This window comes from Pseudoduganella sp. UC29_71 (genome assembly GCF_042693265.1).
Classification (GTDB): Bacteria; Pseudomonadota; Gammaproteobacteria; order Burkholderiales; family Burkholderiaceae_D; genus Rugamonas.
Genome location: NZ_CP170549.1, coordinates 4,671,806 through 4,693,464 on the forward strand (window position 1 = coordinate 4,671,806; position 21,659 = coordinate 4,693,464).

Here is a 21,659-nt window from a genome sequence, read left to right on the forward strand (position 1 = left end):
CTGTGCGCCGAGTTAGCGCTTCAGCTGCGACAAGTCGCGCACCGCCCCCCGGTCAGCCGAGGTGGTGAGCGCGGCGTACGCCTGCAGCGCCTGCGACACATAACGGTCGCGGTTCACCGGCTGCCACGCATCGGCCCCCTTCGCTTCCATCGCCGCGCGGCGCGCCGCCAGCGTAGCGGCATCCACGCGCAGGTTGATGGTACGGTTCGGGATATCGATATCGATCATGTCGCCCTCCTCCACCAGGCCGATGGCGCCGCCTTCGGCCGCTTCCGGCGAAGCGTGGCCGATCACCAGGCCGGACGAGCCGCCCGAGAAGCGCCCGTCGGTAAACAGCGCGCAAGCTTTGCCCAAGCCCTTGGACTTGATGTAGGAGGTCGGATACAGCATCTCCTGCATGCCGGGGCCGCCTTTCGGGCCTTCGTAGCGGATGATGACCACGTCGCCTTCATGCACGGTGTCGCCCAGGATCGCTTCCACGGCCGCGTCCTGGCTTTCGAACACGCGCGCCTTGCCGCTGAACTTCAGGATGCTCTCGTCCACGCCGGCCGTCTTCACGATGCAGCCGTTTTCCGCCAGGTTGCCGTACAGGACAGCCAGGCCGCCGTCCTGCGAATAGGCGTGCGCCTTGTCGCGGATGCAGCCGGTTTCGCGGTTCAGGTCCAGCGATTCGAAACGCTCGGATTGCGAGAACGCGGTCTGGGTCGGCACGCCGCCGGGCGCGGCGCGGAACATCTGGTGCACGGCCGGGTCGTCGCTGCGCTTGACGTCGTTGCGCTCGATGGCGTCGCCCAGCGTGGGCGCATGGATGCTGTAGACCGAGGTGTCGAGCAGGCCGGCGCGCGCCAGTTCGCCCAGGATGGAGACGATGCCGCCGGCGCGGTGCACGTCCTCGATGTGGAACTTGTCCGTCATCGGCGCCACCTTGCACAGGCAGGGCACGTTGCGCGAGATGCGGTCGATGTCGGCCATCTTGAATTCGACTTCGGCTTCGTGCGCGGCGGCCAGCAGGTGCAGCACGGTGTTGGTGGAGCCGCCCATGGACACGTCCAGCGCCATGGCGTTCTCGAACGCGGCCTTGGTGGCGATGGAGCGCGGCAGCACGGTTTCATCGTCCTGTTCGTAGTAGCGCTTGGCCAGTTCCACGACCAGGCGGCCGGCCTTCAGGAACAGCTCCTTGCGGTCCGAGTGCGTGGCCAGGATGGTGCCGTTGCCCGGCAGGGACAGGCCCAGCGCCTCGGTCAGGCAGTTCATGGAGTTGGCGGTGAACATGCCGGAGCAGGAACCGCAGGTGGGACAGGCGGAACGCTCGATCTCGGCCACGTCGGCGTCCGAGACGGTGCTGTCGCCGGCCTTGATCATGGCGTCCACCAGGTCCAGCTTGATGATCTTCTGGCCGCCGTTGACCACCTTGACGACCTTGCCCGCTTCCATCGGGCCGCCGGACACGAACACCACCGGGATGTTCAGGCGCATGGCGGCCATCAGCATGCCGGGGGTGATCTTGTCGCAGTTGGAGATGCAGACCATGGCGTCGGCGCAGTGCGCGTTGACCATGTATTCCACCGAGTCGGCGATCAGGTCGCGCGAGGGCAGCGAGTACAGCATGCCGCCGTGGCCCATGGCGATGCCGTCATCCACGGCGATGGTGTTGAATTCCTTGGCCACGCCGCCGGCCGCTTCGATTTCGCGCGCAACCAGCTGGCCCAGGTCTTTCAGGTGCACGTGGCCGGGCACGAACTGGGTGAAGGAATTGACGACGGCGATGATGGGCTTGTCGAAATCGCCATCCTTCATGCCGGTAGCGCGCCACAGGGCGCGGGCGCCGGCCATGTTGCGGCCGTGGGTGGTGGTGCGGGAACGGTATTGGGGCATGGTGAGACTCCTATGATGTGCTAGCAGAGTGCCTTGCCCGCACTGCCATGTCAAATATCGCTTTTCCGCCTCTGTGATATGCTACACATATCACAGCAACGAAATACCATAGGATTTCATATGAACCTCGAATTGCGCCAGCTGCGCTACTTCGCCGCCGTGGCCGAGGAACTGCATTTCGGCCGCGCCGCGCAGCGCCTGCACATGACGCAGCCGCCGCTGTCGCAGGCCATCCAGGCGCTGGAAGAACTGCTGGGCGCGCCGCTGTTCGAGCGCAACCGGCGCGGCGTGGCGCTGACGGCGGCCGGCACCGCCCTGCTGCCGGAGGCGCGCCGCATGCTGGCGCAGGCGCAGGAGCTGCCGCAGCTGGTGCAGCGCGCCGCCGCCGGCGAGGTCGGGCGCCTGGCGCTGGCCTTCGTCTCCTCGGCCGACTACAGCGTGCTGCCGCCCTTCCTGCGCGCCTACCGCGCGGCCTACCCGCAGGTGCAGATCGCGCTGCAGGAAGCCACCTCGGACCTGCAGCTGGAAGACCTGCTGCACGGGCGCATCGACGCCGGCCTGCTGATCCCGCCCCTGCCCGAGCGCGCGCGCGAGGAACTCGACTACCTGCCGGTGCTGAAGGAACCGCTGGTGCTGGCCGCGCCGGCCGGGCTGGCGGCGCTGCACGGCAAGCGCAAGGTGGCGCTGGCCGCCCTGCCCGCGCTGCCGCTGATTATCTTCCCGCGCGCCATCTCGCCGGCGCTGTACGACGCGGCGCTGGGCGTGTTCCACGCGGCCGGCATCACGCCCGTCATCGGGCAGGAAGCGATCCAGATGCAGACCATCGTCAGCCTGGTGTCGGCTGGCATGGGCCTCGCACTTGTGCCACAATCGGTGTCGAACCTGAAGCGCCCCGGAGTAGAATACCGCGCGCTGCTCGACCCCACACCGCTGGTCGAGACCGGGCTGGCCTGGCGCCGCGACAATCCCTCGCCGGTGCTGCAAGGCTTCCTCGAACTGTTAAGAAAGAATACGCAATGCTGATACACCCGCTGCCCGATCCCATCGCCTTCTCGCTAGGTCCGGTCAAAGTCCATTGGTACGGGCTGATGTATGTGCTGGCGTTTGCCATGTTCGTGGCGCTGGGCCGGGTGCGCATCAAGCAGCCGCACATCGCGCGGCTGGGCTGGCAGAACAAGGACCTGGACGACATGCTGTTCTACGGCATGCTGGGCGTGGTGATCGGCGGGCGCATGGGCGAGGTGCTGTTCTACCGTCCCGAATTCTTCCTGCAAAATCCGCTCGAGATCTTCGCCGTCTGGCGCGGCGGCATGTCCTTCCATGGCGGCTTCCTGGGCGTGATGCTGGCCATGTGGCTGTGGGCGCGCAAGGCCGGGCGCAATGTGCTGGACGTGTACGACTTCATCGCGCCGCTGGTGCCGCTCGGCTACGCGGCCGGCCGCATCGGCAACTTCATCAACGCCGAACTGCCGGGCCGCTACGCCGACCCGTCGCTGCCGTGGGCCATGATCTGGCCCAACGTGGACGCCATGCCGCGCCACCCGTCGCCGATCTACCAGGCGCTGGTGGACGGCCTGCTGGTGTTCATCATCCTGTGGATGTTCGCGCGCCACGCGCGGCCGCGGCTGGCCGTGGGCGCCATGTACACCCTGCTGTACGGCTGCGCGCGTTTCTTCACCGAGTACTTCCGCACGCCCGACTACGAGGTGAGCTTCCTCGGCTTCACCATCTCGTCGGGCCAGATGCTGTCGCTGCCGATGATCGTCGGCGCCATCGTGCTGCTGCTGTGGTCCTACAAGCGCAACATCTCGGCCACCGCCCCCGCGGCGGCCTGAGGCGGCAGGCCATCACGCGAACGCGGCGTTCACCTCGGCGTAGGGCGCGGCGTGGTCCATCAGCGCGGCCGTGGCGCCATCCCGCAGAAAGCCCGACACCAGCCGCGCGTTGTGCCGCCACAGCGTCTGCGGCAGCCATGAGCCCACGCTGACGCGGCGCACGCAGAACGCCGCCAGGCTGTCCAGCGGCGGCAAGCCGGGCCACACGATCACGTTCAGCAGCAGGCCGCTGCCGTCGGCGATGGCGCGCATCTCCGCCGTATCCACCAGTCCCAGCACGAACAGGCCGTCGGCGCCCGCCTCCCGGTAGCCGTGCGCGCGCGCCAGCACTTCCGCCACCCGCTGCCCGGCCGGCGCCAGGCCGCGCGCATACACGTCGGTGCGCGCGTTGACGTACAGCGGCACGCCGCGCCGTACCGCCATGGCCCGCACCGCCTCGACTTTGCGGCACAGCAGGCCAGGCGCGCCGGCGCCGTCCTCGATGTTGATGCCGGCGGCGCCGGCGTCGATCAGGCGCGACACCGTGTCGGCCACGCAGGCCGGATCGTCCGCATAGCCGCCTTCGATATCGACGCTCAGGGGCACCGTCAGCACCCTCGCCATGGACGCGACGCGCGCCGCCAGTTCCGCCACCGGCAGCGCGTTGCCGTCGCGGTAGCCGAGCGACCAGGCAACGCCGGCGCTGGTGGTGGCGATGGCCGCGGCGCCCAGGCGCGCGATCTGCAGCGCGCTGCCCGCGTCCCAGGCATTGGGCAGGCGCAGGGGCGCGGCCTGGAGGTGAAGTGCGCGCAAGGCGGCCGCAGTATGCAAAGTATCCATGAGTGGCTCCGTAAAAGAAGCCATTCTAATAGCGAGCATTTGGCGTGATAATAGCCCTGGATCGCACATATTCATTCCGCAGACATCACAATGAACGAACCCTCGCTGCACCTGGTGCGCACCTTCGTGGCCGTGGTCGAACACCAGAGCTTCGCCCGCGCGGCCAAGGCGCTGGCCATGACGCCGTCTTCCGTCAGCCGCATCGTCAAGACGCTGGAACAGCAGCTGGGCACGCCGCTGCTGAGCAGGACCACGCGCGCCATGTCGCTGACCGGCGCCGGCCAGCGCTATTTCGCCGAGTGCAGCGCCGCCCTGGCCCAGTTGCGCAGCGCCTACGAGATGGTGCGGGACGAACAGGAACTGCCGCGCGGCGCCATCGTCGTCAGCGTGCCGGTGGCGTTCGGCCACAGCCACGTGGTGCCGCACATGGCGGCGTTCCTGGACGCCTATCCGCACGTGCAGCTCGAGCTGCGGCTGGAGGATGGCTACGTCGATCTGGTGGGCGGCGGGGTCACGCTGGCGCTGCGCATCGGCCGCATGAAGGACTCCTCGCTGGTGGCGCACAAGCTGCTGGAGAACCGCCGCATCCTGCTCGCCGCGCCGTCCTATCTGGCGCGCCACGGCACGCCCCAAACCTTCGAGGATCTGCAGCGGCACCAGTGCCTGGCCTCGAGCGCCAACCAGGATGGCGGCGTGTGGCGCCTGTTCTGCGAGGGCCAGGAGCGCAGCCTGGCGCCCGCTGGCCGCATCAAGGGAAACAATGCCGACGCCATCCGGCGCCTGTGCATCGACGGCCTGGGCATCGCCTTCCATTCCTCGGTGATCATGGCGGCAGCCATCGGCTCCGGCGAGCTGGTGCAAGTGCTGCCGCAATGGACCGGGCGGGAAACGGGCGTCTATTGCGTGCGGCCGCAGCGCCGCATGGGGCCTGCGGCCAAGGCCTTCGTCGAGTTCCTGCAGGCGCGCTGGGACGCGCCACCCGCCGCTACTTCAGCAGCGCCTGTATCGTCTTCCACTGCGCCGGCGTGACCGGCGTGATGGACAGGCGGCTGCCTTTTTGCAGCAGCACCATGTCTTCCAGCGCGGGGATGGTGCGCAGTTCGGCCAGCGGCAGCAGCCGCGTTTTGCGCACGGCTTTCACGTCCACCATCTGCCAGCGCGGCTGTTCCGGCTTGGACTTGGGGTCGTAGTAGTGGCTCTTGGGATCGAACTGGGTATCATCCGGATAGGCGGCGCTGGCCACTTCGGCGATGCCGGCGATGCCCGGCTGCGGGCAGCTGGAATGGTAGAACAGCACGCCGTCGCCCACCTTCATGGCGTCGCGCATGAAGTTGCGCGCCTGGTAGTTGCGCACGCCGAACCACGGCACCGTGCGCCCCGGCGCGGCCAGCACGTCGTCGATGCTCATCTCGTCCGGTTCGGATTTCATCAGCCAGTAAGCCATTGCGCTCCTTCATCAATGCAAAAGCGAGGGACGTAAAAAAGCGGCTGCGCACCGTGGTGCTAACAACCGCTCTTTTGGGATTAGAGCCCCGCCTGTGCCGCTATGCCGGCATCCCGAACCTGGTGGCTCAGGTGGTCACAGTTAGTTCAATTTCGGGTTCATCGGGCTAGCGACGCTCACTCCCATCAAACAAATTTCCGCGACCGTTGCATACAAATGGTTCAAGGAATATATGGCATCCGCGAACACTGCAGGGTGACACGGAGTTTACTCCTCTATCGCCGCCAGGGAAAGGCCTTTCGTTCGCTAAAACAGATTTTCTTGCGGCGTCAGCGCGCTGTCGAGCACCTTGTGCATGGCTGCCATCTTGTCCTGCATGTCGAGCACCGACATGTCCGACAACGGCCCTTGCGGCGCGCGCGCGGACAGGAATTCGGCCGCCATGCCCAGCGCCGCCATCACGGCGATGCGGTCGTTGCCCTTGACGCGGCCGGCGTCGCGGATGGCCGTCATCTTCTTGTCGAGGAAGCTGGCCGCTTCGCGCAGCGCGCGCTCTTCTTCTTCCTTGCACGCCAGGCGGTAAGGCTGGCCCATGATGCTCACGTCCAGATGTATCATTGCACGTCCTCTTGCGCGTCCTCTTGCACATCCATTTGCACCGGCGCGGCCGCTGCCGTGCCTTCAATCGCGGGTATCTTGTCCAGCAGGGCCGACACGCGCGCGTGCGCTTCGGCCAACCGGCGCTGGCAAGCCATATCTGTCCGCCACCAGGGCTGCATTGGCCTGGCGCAGCTGCGCATTTTCACGCCGCAGCTCCAGGCTCATCTCGGCGAGCTGGTCGATTTTGTCGGAGAGTTCTTGGAATTCGGAGATCATCCCGCAACTATAGGATGGCAAGGGAAGCCGCGTCAACAGCTACACGCGCATGATGCACATATTTAGGAGGAGTCCTCAGGCCATGGAAAAACTGGCAGCCTTGCTGGGTGCGCTAACACTGCCGCTGGCGCCGCCGCTACTGGTGCTGGGCGCCGCCGTCCAGGACGAATTGCGCGTGCAGCCGGACGGCTATGCGCTGGTGCAAGGAGTAGTGCTTGAGAACATGCGCGGCTGCGAACGCGATCTGCCCCGCGCGCTGACCGGACGCGCTGGTGCGGCCGATCGCCGCATGCGAGCAGCCGAAGAAACCGTATAAATCGTTTGTATCGTCCTTCCGGCGGAATGAAATAGAAGCTCACCGCACGGCAGCCGTTGCGCTCGCGGCGCTGCTCTTCCGGCTGGCACTGCGGCTGCAGCGTGACGGTGCGGTTCTGGTTGATCTGCCCGGTCAGGCGCAGGCTAAGTGATGGCGGTGCACTGGCGGCCAGCAGGGATGCGGCAAGCAAGCCGGCAAATGAGGACTTGAACATGGGCGGCCTTCCCGCAATGTTGAGCTACCGCCTCCAGCCCAAAGCCGCTTGACTTAAATGAAAGCTTGCTATTTAAGCCATCAAACAATACTTGAGCCAGCGCAAGGAAGCGCGCGGTTTCCGCCACAGCCACCCTGTTTTCCATAGCTGGCAATTAAATAAGTTCATGCCTGTCTTGAAATAGGGCATAAGCGTCCCTATAATTGGCACTCGTTAGCCGAGAGTGCTAACAAGATTTCGAGGCGGCGGCGTGGCACCGGCCGGCCGCAGCCTCATCAGCATGACAACCATTGATAAAGGAGTTTTGTATGAACCTTCGCCCTTTGCACGATCGCGTCATCGTCAAACGTCTCGACCAGGAAACCAAAACCGCATCCGGCCTGATCATTCCTGACGCAGCCGCCGAAAACCAGACCAGGGCGAAGTCCTGGCAGTGGGCAATGGCAAAGTGCTGGACGACGGCAAAGTGCGTCCGCTGGAAGTCAAAGTGGGCGATCGCGTCCTGTTCGGCAAATACTCCGGCCAAGCTGTCAAAGTCGACGGCGACGAGCTGCTGGTGATGCGCGAAGAAGACATCATGGCCGTTGTTAACAAGTAATCACAGGAGAATTCGAACATGGCAGCTAAAGACGTAGTATTCGGCGACGCAGCGCGCGCCAAGATGGTTGAAGGCGTAAACATCCTCGCCAACGCAGTCAAGGTCACCCTGGGTCCTAAGGGCCGTAACGTGGTGCTGGAGCGCTCCTTCGGCGCCCCTACCGTTACCAAGGACGGCGTGTCGGTCGCTAAAGAGATCGAACTGAAAGACAAGCTGATGAACATGGGCGCGCAAATGGTCAAGGAAGTTGCTTCCAAAACCAGCGACAACGCCGGCGACGGTACCACCACCGCTACCGTGCTGGCCCAGGCCATCGTGCGCGAAGGCATGAAGTTCGTTGCCGCCGGCATGAACCCAATGGACCTGAAGCGCGGCATCGACAAGGCAGTAGCTGCCACCGTCGAGCAGATCGCTGCCATCGCCCGTCCATGCACCACCTCCAAAGAGATCGCCCAGGTAGGCTCGATCTCCGCCAACTCCGATTCCTCGATCGGCGAGCGCATCGCTGAAGCGATGGAAAAAGTGGGCAAGGAAGGCGTCATCACCGTGGAAGACGGCAAGTCGCTGAACGACGAGCTGGACATCGTGGAAGGTATGCAGTTCGACCGCGGCTACCTGTCGCCATACTTCATCAACAACCCGGAAAAGCAAGTTGCCATCCTGGACAATCCATTCGTCCTGCTGTGCGACAAGAAGATCTCCAACATCCGCGACCTGCTGCCGGTACTGGAACAAGTTGCCAAGGCTGGCCGTCCGCTGCTGATCATCGCTGAAGACATCGAAGGCGAAGCGCTGGCGACCCTGGTTGTGAACAACATCCGCGGCATCCTGAAAACCTGCGCAGTGAAAGCCCCAGGCTTCGGCGACCGTCGCAAGGCCATGCTGGAAGACATCGCCGTGCTGACCGGCGGCCAGGTTGTTGCTGAAGAAATCGGCCTGACCCTGGAAAAAATCTCCCTGGCGGAACTGGGCCAGGCCAAGCGCATCGAAGTGGGCAAGGAAAACACCATCGTTATCGATGGCGCCGGCGACGCATCGAACATCGAAGCGCGCGTCAAGCAGATCCGCGTGCAGATCGAAGAAGCGACCTCGGACTACGACCGCGAGAAACTGCAAGAGCGCGTAGCCAAGCTGGCTGGCGGCGTTGCCGTGATCAAGGTCGGTGCTGCCACCGAAGTTGAAATGAAAGAAAAGAAAGCCCGCGTGGAAGATGCGCTGCACGCCACCCGCGCTGCGGTGGAAGAAGGCATCGTGCCAGGCGGCGGCGTAGCCCTGCTGCGCGCCCGCTCGCAACTGACCGTCAAAGGCGACAATCCTGACCAGGAAGCTGGCATCAAGATCGTTCTGCGCGCGATGGAAGAGCCACTGCGCATGATCGTGCAGAACGCCGGCGAAGAAGCATCGGTAGTTGTCGCAGCCGTCCTGGCTGGCAAAGGCAACTACGGCTACAACGCCGCCAACGGCACCTACGGCGACATGGTTGAAATGGGCGTGCTGGACCCAGCTAAAGTGACTCGCTCGGCACTGCAGAACGCAGCGTCGATCGCCGGCCTGATGCTGACCACCGACTGCATGGTTGCTGAAATCACCGAAGACAAGCCAGCCGGCGGTATGGGTGGCATGGGTGGCATGGGCGGCATGGACGGCATGATGTAATAGCCGTGTGATAGCCGTGTAATAACCGGTGCGCGCCAAACCGCGCCGGTTCACCGCTGAAAAAGCCCGCAAGGTTCGCGCCTTGCGGGCTTTTGACATTTCGGCCTCAGAACCCGTAGCGCGCCGCGGTGTTCAGGAAGCCGCGCCAGCGCGTGACCCGGCCGTCCTGCACGGTGAACACATGCGCCCACTCGGACGCGAAGTCCTTGCCAGTCTCCAGCGCGGACGACTCTTCCCAGCCCAGCACGGTAACGTGCTCGCCGGCCGCGATGAATTCGCGCGGTTCAAAGACACGGATCGCATCGGCCTTCGGGATGTCGGCAAAGAAGGCTGCCACCTGCTCGCGGTTGCGGCGGCGGCCAGCGTAGGCGACCGAGGGCGGCGCCACGCATTCCCAGTCGACCTCGCCGGCAACCAGTTCCAGCACGGCGGGAATGTCGCCACGGCCGAACGCGGCATAGAGTTGCTGAACAACTTCAGTTGGGTTGGACATATCAGCCTCCATCAGTGATGCGGCCTGGCCGCCAGTTCATTGTAGGCCGCGCGGGGCGCATGGCCAGCCCGGAGTTGCCGCTCCCTCCCCTTTGGTTTAGTATGGCCGCAACTTTCCTCTCTCTACGACAAGGCTCTCATCCGATGGCACCGCGCTCTCCGAATTCGAAAACCGCCGCGATTGCCGGGACGCTGGCCGGGCTGCTGGCGGCTGGCCTGGGTGCTTATTATCTGTACTCGGTGCGCCATGAGGCGCAGCCGTCTTCTCCATCGGCGCCGTCCTCTCCGGTAGCGACGGTGGCCAGCGCGGGCAGCGTGGCGCTGCAGGCGCCGGCGGCCAAGGGCGCGCTCAGCCGCGAGCAGGCGGTGGCGGCGCTGATGGCGCTGCCGGAACTGAAGGCGTGGGCGGACAAGATCGAGAAGGACTCGAAAGGCCAGGCGCATGGGGCGCTGATGGAGTATGACGCGCAGCTGCGCGCCTTCAAAGGCAAGCAGTTTTATCAGCTCAGCTTTGTGGAGAACAGCAAGGAGGCAGCGCAGCGCTGGGAGAGTTTCCTGGTGGCGCAGGCCGACGGCGAGATCCTGGTCGACGACGATGTCAGCGGCGAGCCGATGACGCTGGAGCAGTGGCGCAAGGAGAAGAAGCCGATGCAGCGCAGCGGGGCGGGTGAGTGAGTCGGGCTGCGGCTGCGGCTGCGGCGGGTTACGCGGGGCGTGCCCCGCTAACCTGCCCTACGCATTAACGGAGCGCGCGGCGGGGGGCGTTGCAACTGCGGCGCTGCGCACGCGGCTGATCCACAGTATCGCCATCGCCGTCAGCGCGGCGGCGGCCCAGCCGTTGTAGCCGTAGCCGGCAATGTGGCCTGCCGCGTCAGTACTGAGCCACAGCCCGCCGACGAAGGCGCCCAGCCCCGTTCCCATCTGCTGCACCGCCGAATTGGCGCTCAGGAAGGCGCCGCGCTTGGACGGTTCGGGTACCGTCGTCATCAAGGCTTGCAGCGGCACGGTGCGGCCGGACAGCGCCGTCATGAAGAAGGGGAACATCAGGATCAAGCCGATCAGCGGCACGTGCGGCAGGTGCGTGATCAGCACCAGCGGCAGGATGGAAAACGCCGCCACGTAGCGGAACACGCGCTGCTTGCCGGCGCGGTCCGACCAGGCGCCGATGAGCCGCGCGCTGAACAGCGTGGCCAGGCCGCCGGCCAGGTAAATCCACGTGATCTCGGCAGGCTGCACGCCGTAATTCCCCACCAGCACAGGCGAAATAAAGGGGATCACCATCATGCCGGACATCATCGTCATGCCCGACAGCGCAAACGCCTTCAAGTGCGCCGGCACGCGGAACATGCCCACCAGCTCGGGCAGGATGCGCGCCACCGGCACCGGCGCCGCCTTCAGGTGCGCCGACATCGACGGCAGCGCGCGCAGCCCCACGCACCAGATCACCATCGAGAAGCCCACCAGCAGGTAGAACGCCGACTGCCAGCCGAAATGGGCCGACATCATCACGCCGGCCGGCACGCCGGCAATGGCGGCCAGGCTGAACGAGGTCATGACGATGCCGGTCGCGGCGCCGCGCCGCTCGGGCGGCACCAGGTCGCCGATGATGGCCATGCAGATCGCGCCGAGCACGCCGCCGGTCAGCCCGGCAAAGGCGCGCGACAGCACCAGCACGTGGAAATTGGGCGCCAGCGCGCACGCCAGGTTGGATACGGTAAACAGGAAGAACATCGCCAGCAGCAGGCGCTTGCGGTCGAAGCGGTCGATATACGTCATGGCCAGCAGGCCGGACAGGCCGGCGCACCAGGAATACACCGACACCGCGCCCGACACGGCCGCCGGCGTCTTGCCGAAAGCCTGCATCAGTTGCGGCGCCAGCGGCATCATGATCATGAAATCCATGATGACGGTGAACTGGGTCAGCGCCAGCAGCCACAGGATCAGGCGTTCGCGCGCGGCGGACACGGGTGCTACAGGGGGTACAGTTGTCATAGGCTATCCGTTCAATCGCGTTGGATTCAATCGAGTTGGTTGATGTCGGCGGCAGCTTGGCGCAGGATAGCGCGAATATGTTGCAGCCGTGTTTCGTTCGGCGCGCCGTCGCGTGCGCGCCGGATCACCGCTTCCTTCAATTCATGCATCAGCGAGCGCAGGTCGCCGCCCGCCTCGGCCGGCTCGCTCAGGCGCGCCATCATGGCGTCCACCATCTGGCGGTTCTCGTCCAGGAAAGCCTGGCCTTCGGGCGTGACCGTGTGCAGCTTCTTGGCGCCGTCATGGCTGATGGACACATGGCCCATGTCGTACAGCATCGACATCAGCGGGTAAATCGCGCCCGGGCTGGGCGTGTAGCTGCCGCCGGTGCGCTGCTCCAGCTCCTTGATGATTTCGTAGCCGTGGCGCGGCTTTTCCGAAATCAGCTGCAGTACCACATAGCGCATGGCGCCCGAGTCGAACATTTTTGGACCGCGCCCGCCGCCGCCCCGGTGATGGCCGTGGCCATGCATATGCGGGTGGAAACGGTGCTGGCCTTTGAAAAAGTGGAACATGGGAATCTCCATAAGATATATCGAACTAAGATATATCTTAACTGCTTTTTCCGAAACTTCAAGATTTTTTTTGTGCCACCAGATTTCGCGCATTGCCGTATCATGCAAGCTCTGTCCCGTTGTTCAGCCCCATGTTCAAGAAACTACTTTCCCTCTTCGGTAAAAAATCCCCAGCGGCGCCTACCGGCCCCGTTGCACCCAGCGCTCCGTACAAGCAGGATGAGCTGAACCTGATTTACAACCTGCTGTTCTGCGACGAATCGTCGCTGTACCAGCCGCAGGGCACCGAGACCGCGCTGTTCGGCGAACAGGCCGACGCCTCCGTGGTACGCACCATTGCGGAAGACCACGATGAGGAAAGCCGCGTGCGCATCCTGGCCTGCAACTGGCTGCGCGAGAACGGCCATGCCGTGCCGGCGCACGAGCTGCTGGGCGTGATTGTGGAAGTGCCGCTGGATGAAGGCCTGGATGTGCTGGCCGCCTACGCGGACGGCACCGTGCGCTACATCAACCAGACCGGCAAGTTCGCCGTGTTTGAAGGCTCGCCGGAACCGGTGGCGGCCAGCGCCCGGGCGCTGGTGGAAACGGCCAAGCCCGCGCTGCGCCAGGCGACGCCGGCCGTGGGCGGCCGCATGCCGCCGCCCGGCCCGGGCCATCTGCGCATCGGCTTCCTGGCCTCGGACGGCTTGTATTTCACGCAGGGTACGTTCGAGACGCTGGCCAAGGACGCGCGCGCCTCGTCGGCCATCCAGAGCGCGCAGGCACTGCTGGACCTGGTGGTGCGCCAGGCCAGCGAGTAATCGGCTGGCCAGCGCGCCCAGACGGCGCGCCCGGCCGGCGTCGGCGCGGGGGCGTTAAGCGCTGGCGTAGTCGGTGATGGTGATGCGCACGGCGTTGCGCGTGGTGTCCACCTTGAAGATATAGCCGCCCAGGCTTTCGAAGTCGCATTCGCCTTCGACCGGCAGCGTGCCGTCCTTGCAGGCAGCCAGCTTGCCGCCAGCCGGTTTCAACCCATGGGCTTTCTTCAGGAAGGCCAGCAGGCCCGGCACATCGCGTGCCGCCTTGCTCGTCTTCAGGCGCTGCATTTCCGCCGCAGCGAAATCCAGCCAGTAGTTCGTGTCGTGCTCGCCGGCGGGACGCGGCAGCACCAGCGTGTATTCCGTCACCAGCGTATCCACGCACTGCGCATGCAGGATCTCAAGCCGGACGTCCTTGGCCAATTGCGCCGACTCGGTGGCGCCGTTGTTCTTCTTGCGCACGAAAGTCTGCTGCGGATAAGCGCGCGCCGCCAGCGCCGGGGACGGCGGCTGGAAGGTGCAGGCGGTGGCGCCGCCCTGCGCCGGCTGGGCCGCCTGCGCAGCAGCAGGGAGCGCAGCCGGCAGCGCGAGCGCCAGGCACAGCGGCAGGCAGAGCACGGCGGCGATCCCGGCGGCGCCCTGCGATGTCGACGGTGTCCGCATGTCAGCTATCCAGGTGCGAGATCAGCAGGCGGCGGCTGTCGGCTTCCACGCCCTCGCCCGCCTTGCGCTCCAGCACCAGCTCGGCGTTCTGCGCGTCCACCGAAATGCCCACCGACAGGATGTCGATCAGCAGCAGTTGCAGGATGCGCGAGATCATCGACAGGAAAGTGGTGCTGTCCTCCGAGTGATCCACCGCCAGGCACACCGAGGCGCGCTTGGCCAGCGGCGACTGGCTGCTGGTAATGGCGATCACGTCCGCCCCGGCCGCGCGCGCGGCGTCCACCGCGTCCAGCAGCTCCGGCAGCTTGCCGGAATTGGAAATGGCGATCACCACGTCGCCCGCCTTCAGCAGCCCGGCCGCCAGCACGAACAGGTGCGAGTCGCCGTAAGCGGCGGTCGGAATGCGGAAGCGGAAGAATTTGTGCTGCCCGTCCAGCGCCACCACGCGCGAATTCCCCATGGCGAAGAACTCGATGCGCTTGGCCTTGGCCACCAGCGCAATCGCCTTGTCCAGCGAGCGCACGTCCAGCTGGTCGCGGAACTTCAGGATGGCGGACACGGTGTTGTCGATCACCTTGGCGCTCAGGTCGTGCGTGCTGTCGGACACGCGCACCTGGCTGTGGCGCACGGGAATCGCGCCGGTCAGGCTGCTGGCGAACTTCAGCTTGAAGTCGGCCAGGCCGGAGAAGCCCAGCGAGCGGCAGAAGCGGATCACGGTCGGTTGGCTCACCTCGGCCAGGCGCGCGATGTCCGCAATCGGCTCGTTGAGCACCAGGCGCGGCTGCTCCAGCACCAGCGCCGCCACGCGCTGCTCGGCCGGGGTCAGCTCATGCTGCAGGTGCTGCACGCGCTCCATCAGCGTGTTGGCGCCGCTGCGCCCGCGCAGGTGTTCGGACAAAATCGTCGCCACGCCGTAGAACGCCGGGTTCGGCGTGGTAATGACGTAGGTCGGGATCTCGGACAGGTAAGTGGTGAAGCGGCCCTTGGCTTCGAAGCGCGCGCGGAACGGCGAGGTGGCGAACCACTCGCCCATGCGCGGCACGATGCCGCCGCCGATGAAGATGCCGCCGAAGGCGCCCAGCGTCACCGCCAGGTTGGCGCTGGCGCCGCCCAGCATGGCGCAGAAGCATTCCAGCACTTCCAGGCACAGCGGGTCCTTGTCGGTGAGCGCGCCGGCCATGATCTCCTGCGCGTTCAGGTCCTTCACGTTGCGGCCGTTGCGCTTGGCGATGGCGCGGTAGATGATCTCCATGCCGGGGCCGGAAATCAGGCGCTCGGTCGACACGTGCGGCCAGGTCTGCCACGCGTACTGCAGGATGGCGTATTCGCGCTCGTCGGCGGGGGCGAAGTTGGTGTGGCCGCCTTCCGAACCCAGCGTGACGAAACCGTCCACCGTCGGGATCACGCCGGACACGCCCAGGCCGGTGCCCGGCCCCAGCACCCCGATCACCGAATTGCTGGCGGGGGCGCCGCCGCCCACCTGCATCAGGTCGGCCGGCTTCAGGCCCGGCAGCGACATGGCCAGCGCCGTGAAATCGTTCACCACCAGCAGCGTGTGCAGGCCCAGCGCGCGGCGCACCTCGTCGGTGGAGAATTCCCAGTCGCGGTTGGTCATGCGCACATAGTCGCCGCTGACCGGGTTGGCCACCGCCAGCGCGGCGTGGTTCAGCGTGATGTCGGCATGGTCGGCCAGATAGGTGCGCAGCAGCGGCACGATGCCGGTGAAGTCGTCGCACTTGAGCACGCGCACCGCGCGGAACTCGGACGGGCCGGTCTGCAGCGCGAAGCGCGCATGCGTGGCGCCGATATCGGCCAGCAGGCGCGGACCGTCCGCGAAAGCGGTGCGGCTGGTTTTTTGGTCAACTTCAGCTTGTCTCATCGTCGAATTTGTTTTGTTGGGAAGATAACGCCCCGGAAGGCGGCAAGGATACCCTAAAACCTGCTTTTGTAGGGCGGGTCATTGACCCGCCGTGCAAGCATTTCGACGGCGCCCGGCGGGTCATCGGACCCGCCCTACGTCAGGCGGCGTAGCCGAACCAGGCTCCGTAGGCTGGCAGCTTCACGCTGCCGTCCGCGCCGGCCTCGCCCGGCAGGCCCGGCGCGCCGATGGCTTCCGCGCCCGCTGCCTGCGGCAGCGCTACCGTCACCGGCTCCTTGCCGAGGTTGAACACGGCCAGCACGCTGCGCTCGCCCGCCAGGTCGCGGCGCAGCGCCAGCACCGGTTCCGGCGTGTCGAAGAACACCACGTCGCCGCGCGTGAGCTGCGGCATGGTGCGGCGCCAGGCGATGATCTTGCGCGCAAAGGCCAGCGGCGAAGCGGCGTCGGCTTCCTGCACCGACGCGGCGCGGGCGATGTGCTTCTCGTCCACCGGCAGCCATGGCTTGCCGCTGGTGAAGCCGCCGTTCGTCTCCTGGTTCCAGGCGATCGGCGTGCGGCAGCCGTCGCGGCCCTTGAACTCCGGCCAGAAGGTGATGCCGTACGGGTCCTGCAGCAGTTCATACGGCACGTCCGCCTCGGTGAAGGCCAGCTCGTCGCCCTGGTACAGGCAAGGCGTGCCTTTCAGCGACAGCTGCATGGCCAGCACCAGCTTGGCCATTTCCGGCGACGGATGCTCGCCGCCCCAGCGCGTCATCACGCGGATGGAATCGTGGTTGCCCACCGACCAGGAGGCCCAGCCGTCCTTGACGCGCGCGCCGAACTGCTCCACCTGCGAGCGGATATGCCTGGCCGAGCACACCGGCGTGAGCAGGTTGAAGCTGTAGGCCATGTGCAGCTTGTCGCCGCCTTCGGTGTATTCGGCCATCACGGCCAGCGAATCGTCCGCGCCCACTTCGCCGATGGCGACGGCGCCGTATTCGTCCAGCAGCTTGCGCAGCTTCTTCAGGAAGGCCACGTTTTCAGGCTGGGTCTTGTCGTGGATGTGGGCCTGCATGCCGTAGGGGTTCACGTCCGTGACGGTGGAGGTGTCGCGCACCAGCGCCGGCGGGTTGCTGCGCAGCTGGCGGTCGTGGAAATGGAAATTGCAGGCGTCCATGCGCACGCCGTCCACGCCGCGCTCCAGCCAGAAGCGCAGCGCGTCCAGGTGCGCCTGCTGCACTTCCGGGTTGTGGAAGTTCAGGTCCGGCTGGCTGACCAGGAAGTTGTGCATGTAGTACTGCTTGCGGCGCGAGTCCCACTGCCAGGACGAGCCGCCGAACACGGACAGCCAGTTATTCGGCGGGCAGCCGTCCGGCGCCGGGTCGGACCAGACGTACCAGTCGGCCTTCGGATTGTCGCGGCTCTGGCGGCTCTCGGCGAACCAGGGATGGTCTTCGGCCGTGTGCGACATCACCTGGTCGATCATGATCTTCAGGCCCAGGCTGTGCGCCTTGGCGATCAGGGCGTCGAAGTCGGCCAGGGTGCCGAACAGGGGATCGACGTCGCAGTAGTCGGAAATGTCGTAGCCGAAGTCCTTCATCGGCGACTTGAAGAACGGCGAGATCCAGACGATGTCCACGCCCAGCTGCGCGATGTAGTCCAGCTTGGCGGTAATGCCGGGCAGGTCGCCCACGCCGTCGCCGTTGCTGTCCTTGAAGCTGCGAGGATAAACCTGGTAGATGATCGCTTCGCGCCACCAGTTCGGGGACAATTCTTTGCTCATGTCGGTATCCTAGTGTGATGTTTGTAGAGAATATACATGAAGAATTTGGATTTTTCAATCAGATGCAAGTGCACGCAAAACAGCACTTCCTCTTATAAATCATATAGATAACGAATTTACGGCCAGCCTCCACAGTAGTCAAACTACAAAATTATTCAGCGTATTTACCAAAATACAACTTGCATATACCAGTTGCCAAGCGCAGCACGTTCGGCATAGCATCCGGCTCAGAGACCTTCCGGGAGAATTCATGTCACAAACCTTAGCGCAGCAGGGCAACGGGCCACTGCCGCGGCAAATCCCATACATCATCGCCAACGAAGCCTGCGAGCGCTTCAGCTTCTACGGCATGCGCAACATCCTCACGCCGTTCCTGATCAGCACCCTGCTGCTGTTCATCCCGCTGGCGGACCGCCCCAGCGAAGCGAAGCACGTATTCCACACCTTCGTCATCGGCGTGTACTTCTTCCCGCTGCTGGGCGGCTGGCTGGCCGACCGCTACTTCGGCAAATACAACACCGTGTTCTGGTTCAGCCTGATCTACTGCGCCGGCCATGCCTGCCTTGCCATCTTTGAAAAGAACCTGGAAGGCTTCTACCTGGGCCTGGGCCTGATCGCCTTCGGCTCCGGCGGCATCAAGCCGCTGGTGGCCTCCTTCGTGGGCGACCAGTTCGACCAGACCAACAAGAACCGCGCCAAGGTCGTGTTCGACGCCTTCTACTGGAGCATCAACTTCGGCTCCTTCTTCGCCTCGCTGCTGATGCCCATCTTCCTGCGCGACTACGGCGGCGCCGTGGCCTTCGGCATTCCCGGCATCCTGATGTTCATCGCCACCTTCGTGCTGTGGCTGGGCCGCAAGAAGTACGTGCACGTGCCGCCGGCCGCGCCGAACCCGAACTCCTTCATGAACGTGGCCAAGACCGCCCTGCTCAGCACCGCGCCCGGCCAATCGCGTACCGGCCTGGCGATGGCCATGGTGGGCGTCATCGGCGCCCTCGGCTCGCTGGCCATGACGCCCAAGTGGGGCTTCGTCATCGCCGCCTGCACGGCGCTGGTGCTGCTGCTGGCCTTCGGCGGCATCGGCACCTCGATGCAGCTGGAACGCGCGCGCGGCAAGCATAGCGACGAAGGCGTGGACGGCGTGCGCGCCGTGCTGCGCATCTTCATCGTGTTCGCGCTGGTGACGCCGTTCTGGTCCCTGTTCGACCAGAAGGCCTCCACCTGGATCGTGCAGGCCAACGACATGACCCACCCGACCTACGAGCTGCTGGGCTGGAGCTTCAGCTTCGTGCCGGCGCAGATGCAGGCGCTGAACCCGCTGCTGGTGATGCTGCTGATCCCCTTCAACAATATCGCGCTGCTGCCCATCCTGCGCAAGATGGGCATCGAGCCGACCGCGCTGCGCCGCATGGGCGCGGGCATCTTCTTCTCCGCGCTGGCCTGGGTGGTGATCGGCACGCTGCAGGTGGTGATGGACGGCGGCACGGCCGTGTCGATGGCGTGGCAGATCCTGCCCTACGCGCTGCTGACCTTCGGCGAAGTGCTGGTATCGGCCACCGGCCTGGAGTTCGCCTACAGCCAGGCGCCGGCATCGATGAAGGGCACCATCATGTCGCTGTGGTACCTGGCCGTCACGGTCGGCAACCTGTGGGTGCTGATCCTGAACTCCAGCGTGAAGAACGAAGCCGTGTCGGCCTACATCGCCAGCACCGGCTTCTCGGTGATGGCCTTCCAGATGTACTTCTTCGCCGCCTTCGCCGGCCTGGCGGCGGCCATCTTCGCCTGGTACGCCACCCGCTACCGCATGGTGGACAACTACCGCCCCGAGCCCGAGCCGAATCCGTGCTACGGCACGCCGGAGCCCAAGTCCGCATAACCCTGGCGGCGGAAATCCGCACACGGCCATGCGCCGGGTGCGGATTTCCGCCACGCCGCCCTCCCCGCCGCAGCTCTGCGGCAGCGCACCAAACGAATCAAATCAAGCACTTGGCTTTTCCGGCCTGCTTGGCACGCTTTCTGCTCAATAGCTCCTTACAACAAACCCGTTCAGGAGACGAACATGAGCATCAGCAAAACCATCGCCCGCACCATTCCATTCGCCATTGCAGCCGCATTCGCAGCATCGGCCACCACCGCCAGCGCCCAGGAAGTGGTCCGCCTCGGCAACCTCAAATTCGCGCACTACGGCGCCGTGTCGTACATCAAGGAGATTGCCCCCAAGTGCGGCATCAAGGTCGAGGAACACATCTTCGCCAAAGGCCCGGACGTAATGCAGGCCATCCTGGCCGGTGAGCTGGACGTCGGCACCACCGCCTCCGAAGCCGCCATCCAGGGCCGCGCCAACGGCGCCCCGATCTACGTGGTGGCCGGCTTCGCCAAGGGCGGCGCGCGCCTGGTGGCGCGTCCGGACAGCGGCATCAAATCCATCAAGGACCTGAAAGGCAAGAAGGTCGGCGTCACGCGCGGCGGCATCCACGAAGTCCTGCTGGCGGCCGAACTGCAGCAGGCCGGCATCACCTTCTCCGACCAGCCGGGCAAGGACGTGCAACTGATCTTCCTGGCCTTCGCCGACCTGAACCAGGCCCTGCTCGGCAAGAACCTGGACGCCATCATGCAATCGGAACCGCAATCGTCGCAAGCCATCAACAAGGGCTTCGGCGTGGAAGTGATGAAGCCCTACGACACGCCGATCGGCGAGCCGGTGCGCACCATGGTGATGAGCGAAAAGTTCTACAAGGAGCGCCGCGCCACCGCCGCCAAATTCATGAGCTGCTTCCTGCAGGCCACCAAGACCTTCATCGACAACAAGCCGACCGCCGAAAAATACGTGCGTGAAGTGATCTTCAAGAACCAGATCACCTCCGACGACTTCCAGGACGCCATCAGCAATTCGCCCTACAGCTACGACATCACGCCGCAGCACATCCAGATCACCACGGACGTGATGGCCAAGACCGGCGTGGGCAAGATGCGCAAGGCGCCGGTCGCCACCGAATGGGTCAAGACCGACCTGCTGGAAGAAGCAAAGAAAAGCCTCAACATCAAATAAAGCGGGGACATCATGAAGAAAATGAATTGGCGGGAAATCGGCACCGGGCTGGTGGTGCCGGCCGTTGTCGTGCTGCTGTGGCAAGCCAGCGCCATGCTGGGCTGGGTCAATCCGCAGGTGCTGCCGTCGCCGCTGGCGGTGGTGCAAAAGCTGCTTGAATACTCGCTGCCGCTGACGGCCTACGACCCGGCCGCCGGCTCGTGGCTGTCGTGGGCCATGTCCGGCGAGCTGTGGATGGACACCCTGGGCAGCATGTACCGCGTGCTGGTGGGCTTCGCCATCGGCGCCGGCCTGGCGCTGCCGCTGGGCCTCATGATGGGCTCCAGCCAGCGCGCCTACGCCTGGTTCAATCCCCTGATGCAGCTGCTGCGTCCCATCCCGCCCATCGCCTACATCCCGCTGTCCATCCTATGGTTCGGCCTGGGCAACGCGCCGGCCGTGTTCCTGATCGCCATCGGCGCCTTCTTCCCAGTGCTGATGAACACCATCGCCGGCGTGCGCCAGGTGGACGGCATCTACATCCGCGCCGCGCGCAACCTCGGCGTAAGCCAGCGCACCATGTTCGTGCGCGTGATGCTGCCGGCGGCCGTGCCCTACATCCTGTCCGGCGTGCGGATCGGCATCGGCACCGCCTTCATCGTGGTGATCGTGTCCGAGATGATCGCCGTAAACAACGGCCTGGGCTTCCGCATCCTCGAAGCGCGCGAATACTTCTGGTCCGACAAAATCATCGCCGGCATGATCAGCATCGGCCTGCTGGGCCTCTTCATCGACATCGGCATGAACAAACTGAACAACCATTTGCTGCGCTGGCACCGTGGCCTGGAGAACTGAGATG

21 protein-coding genes, 1 other RNA gene and 1 pseudogene are annotated in these 21,659 nt (G+C 65.1%); 11 read left to right on the plus strand and 12 right to left on the minus strand.

The window, feature by feature from the left end; genetic code table 11:
* Positions 1 to 12 precede the first annotated feature (12 nt).
* Positions 13 to 1,875, minus strand: a complete 1,863-nt coding sequence (ilvD, locus tag ACFJI2_RS20800) for a dihydroxy-acid dehydratase (RefSeq protein WP_377701689.1) — start codon at positions 1,873 to 1,875, stop codon at positions 13 to 15.
* Positions 1,876 to 1,995: 120 nt separating this feature from the next.
* On the opposite strand from ilvD, the gene ACFJI2_RS20805 reads away from it, so the two are divergent.
* Positions 1,996 to 2,898: a LysR family transcriptional regulator gene (locus ACFJI2_RS20805; protein WP_377701690.1), complete on the plus strand. Its 903-nt coding sequence runs from the start codon at positions 1,996 to 1,998 to the stop codon at positions 2,896 to 2,898.
* A complete protein-coding gene (lgt, locus tag ACFJI2_RS20810; protein WP_107872947.1) occupies positions 2,892 to 3,710 on the plus strand; it encodes a prolipoprotein diacylglyceryl transferase in 819 nt (272 codons plus the stop codon). Before ACFJI2_RS20805 ends, lgt begins: the two co-directional genes overlap by 7 nt.
* Positions 3,711 to 3,722: 12 nt before the next feature.
* On the opposite strand, the gene ACFJI2_RS20815 is transcribed toward lgt, so the two are convergent.
* Complete coding sequence (locus ACFJI2_RS20815; RefSeq protein WP_377701691.1) at positions 3,723 to 4,529, minus strand: isocitrate lyase/phosphoenolpyruvate mutase family protein; 807 nt, start codon at positions 4,527 to 4,529, stop codon at positions 3,723 to 3,725.
* Positions 4,530 to 4,619: 90 nt separating this feature from the next.
* Here ACFJI2_RS20815 and ACFJI2_RS20820 point away from each other — a divergent pair, with 90 nt between their 5' ends.
* Entirely contained in the window at positions 4,620 to 5,558 is a 939-nt protein-coding gene (locus ACFJI2_RS20820) for a LysR family transcriptional regulator (protein ID WP_377701693.1), read from the plus strand.
* Here the strand turns inward: ACFJI2_RS20820 and ACFJI2_RS20825 are convergent.
* From ACFJI2_RS20825 to ACFJI2_RS20840, 4 genes are all read right to left on the minus strand, one after another.
* A complete protein-coding gene (locus tag ACFJI2_RS20825; protein WP_377701694.1) occupies positions 5,515 to 5,973 on the minus strand; it encodes an EVE domain-containing protein in 459 nt (152 codons plus the stop codon). The genes ACFJI2_RS20820 and ACFJI2_RS20825 overlap by 44 nt on opposite strands.
* Positions 5,974 to 6,054: 81 nt before the next feature.
* A non-coding RNA gene (gene ssrS / locus ACFJI2_RS20830) (6S RNA) lies at positions 6,055 to 6,233 on the minus strand.
* A gap of 46 nt (positions 6,234 to 6,279) precedes the next feature.
* Positions 6,280 to 6,591 (minus strand): cell division protein ZapA, encoded by a 312-nt coding sequence (locus ACFJI2_RS20835; protein WP_107872955.1) that lies wholly within the window; start codon positions 6,589 to 6,591, stop codon positions 6,280 to 6,282.
* On the minus strand, positions 6,588 to 6,728 hold the full coding sequence (locus tag ACFJI2_RS20840; RefSeq protein ID WP_377701696.1) for a hypothetical protein: 141 nt from the start codon (positions 6,726 to 6,728) through the stop codon (positions 6,588 to 6,590). The genes ACFJI2_RS20835 and ACFJI2_RS20840 overlap by 4 nt, the downstream gene beginning before the upstream one ends.
* 203 nt (positions 6,729 to 6,931) lie before the next feature.
* Between ACFJI2_RS20840 and ACFJI2_RS20845 the strand changes: the two genes are divergently transcribed.
* The 3 genes and pseudogenes from ACFJI2_RS20845 to groL all read left to right on the plus strand — a co-directional run bounded on the left by ACFJI2_RS20845 (position 6,932) and on the right by groL (position 9,633).
* The gene (locus ACFJI2_RS20845) at positions 6,932 to 7,165 is read left to right on the plus strand and encodes a hypothetical protein (protein ID WP_107872959.1); all 234 of its coding nucleotides are present in this window, start codon (positions 6,932 to 6,934) and stop codon (positions 7,163 to 7,165) included.
* A gap of 522 nt (positions 7,166 to 7,687) precedes the next feature.
* Positions 7,688 to 7,977, plus strand: a pseudogene (gene groES, locus ACFJI2_RS20850) (co-chaperone GroES).
* Positions 7,978 to 7,995: 18 nt separating this feature from the next.
* A complete protein-coding gene (gene groL / locus ACFJI2_RS20855; RefSeq protein ID WP_377701697.1) occupies positions 7,996 to 9,633 on the plus strand; it encodes a chaperonin GroEL in 1,638 nt (545 codons plus the stop codon).
* Positions 9,634 to 9,739: 106 nt separating this feature from the next.
* Here groL and ACFJI2_RS20860 read toward each other — a convergent pair whose 3' ends face one another.
* Positions 9,740 to 10,126 carry a nuclear transport factor 2 family protein gene (locus ACFJI2_RS20860; RefSeq protein WP_377701699.1) on the minus strand — a complete coding sequence of 129 codons (387 nt, stop codon included), beginning with the start codon at positions 10,124 to 10,126 and terminating at the stop codon, positions 9,740 to 9,742.
* A gap of 143 nt (positions 10,127 to 10,269) precedes the next feature.
* On the opposite strand from ACFJI2_RS20860, the gene ACFJI2_RS20865 reads away from it, so the two are divergent.
* Positions 10,270 to 10,800 (plus strand): hypothetical protein, encoded by a 531-nt coding sequence (locus ACFJI2_RS20865; RefSeq protein WP_377701700.1) that lies wholly within the window; start codon positions 10,270 to 10,272, stop codon positions 10,798 to 10,800.
* A 57-nt stretch (positions 10,801 to 10,857) separates the two neighbouring features.
* Here ACFJI2_RS20865 and ACFJI2_RS20870 read toward each other — a convergent pair whose 3' ends face one another.
* Positions 10,858 to 12,117: an MFS transporter gene (locus ACFJI2_RS20870; RefSeq protein ID WP_377701701.1), complete on the minus strand. Its 1,260-nt coding sequence runs from the start codon at positions 12,115 to 12,117 to the stop codon at positions 10,858 to 10,860.
* A 26-nt stretch (positions 12,118 to 12,143) separates the two neighbouring features.
* On the minus strand, positions 12,144 to 12,671 hold the full coding sequence (locus ACFJI2_RS20875) for a PadR family transcriptional regulator (protein WP_377701702.1): 528 nt from the start codon (positions 12,669 to 12,671) through the stop codon (positions 12,144 to 12,146).
* A gap of 131 nt (positions 12,672 to 12,802) precedes the next feature.
* Here ACFJI2_RS20875 and ACFJI2_RS20880 point away from each other — a divergent pair, with 131 nt between their 5' ends.
* Positions 12,803 to 13,471, plus strand: a complete 669-nt coding sequence (locus ACFJI2_RS20880; RefSeq protein WP_028833751.1) for a hypothetical protein — start codon at positions 12,803 to 12,805, stop codon at positions 13,469 to 13,471.
* Between the two features lie 54 nt (positions 13,472 to 13,525).
* On the opposite strand, the gene ACFJI2_RS20885 is transcribed toward ACFJI2_RS20880, so the two are convergent.
* The 3 genes from ACFJI2_RS20885 to ACFJI2_RS20895 form a co-directional block, all read right to left on the minus strand.
* Positions 13,526 to 14,131, minus strand: a complete 606-nt coding sequence (locus tag ACFJI2_RS20885) for a hypothetical protein (RefSeq protein WP_377701703.1) — start codon at positions 14,129 to 14,131, stop codon at positions 13,526 to 13,528.
* A 1-nt stretch (position 14,132) separates the two neighbouring features.
* A complete protein-coding gene (locus ACFJI2_RS20890) occupies positions 14,133 to 16,010 on the minus strand; it encodes a glucokinase (protein ID WP_028833753.1) in 1,878 nt (625 codons plus the stop codon).
* 139 nt (positions 16,011 to 16,149) lie between these two features.
* Complete coding sequence (locus tag ACFJI2_RS20895) at positions 16,150 to 17,772, minus strand: alpha-glucosidase (protein WP_377701704.1); 1,623 nt, start codon at positions 17,770 to 17,772, stop codon at positions 16,150 to 16,152.
* Positions 17,773 to 18,022: 250 nt separating this feature from the next.
* Here ACFJI2_RS20895 and ACFJI2_RS20900 point away from each other — a divergent pair, with 250 nt between their 5' ends.
* The 3 genes from ACFJI2_RS20900 to ACFJI2_RS20910 all read left to right on the plus strand — a co-directional run bounded on the left by ACFJI2_RS20900 (position 18,023) and on the right by ACFJI2_RS20910 (position 21,655).
* Positions 18,023 to 19,648, plus strand: a complete 1,626-nt coding sequence (locus ACFJI2_RS20900; protein ID WP_028833755.1) for an oligopeptide:H+ symporter — start codon at positions 18,023 to 18,025, stop codon at positions 19,646 to 19,648.
* A 183-nt stretch (positions 19,649 to 19,831) separates the two neighbouring features.
* Entirely contained in the window at positions 19,832 to 20,821 is a 990-nt protein-coding gene (locus ACFJI2_RS20905) for an ABC transporter substrate-binding protein (RefSeq protein WP_377701705.1), read from the plus strand.
* A 12-nt stretch (positions 20,822 to 20,833) separates the two neighbouring features.
* Positions 20,834 to 21,655: an ABC transporter permease gene (locus tag ACFJI2_RS20910; RefSeq protein WP_028833757.1), complete on the plus strand. Its 822-nt coding sequence runs from the start codon at positions 20,834 to 20,836 to the stop codon at positions 21,653 to 21,655.
* The last annotated feature ends 4 nt before the right edge of the window (positions 21,656 to 21,659 follow it).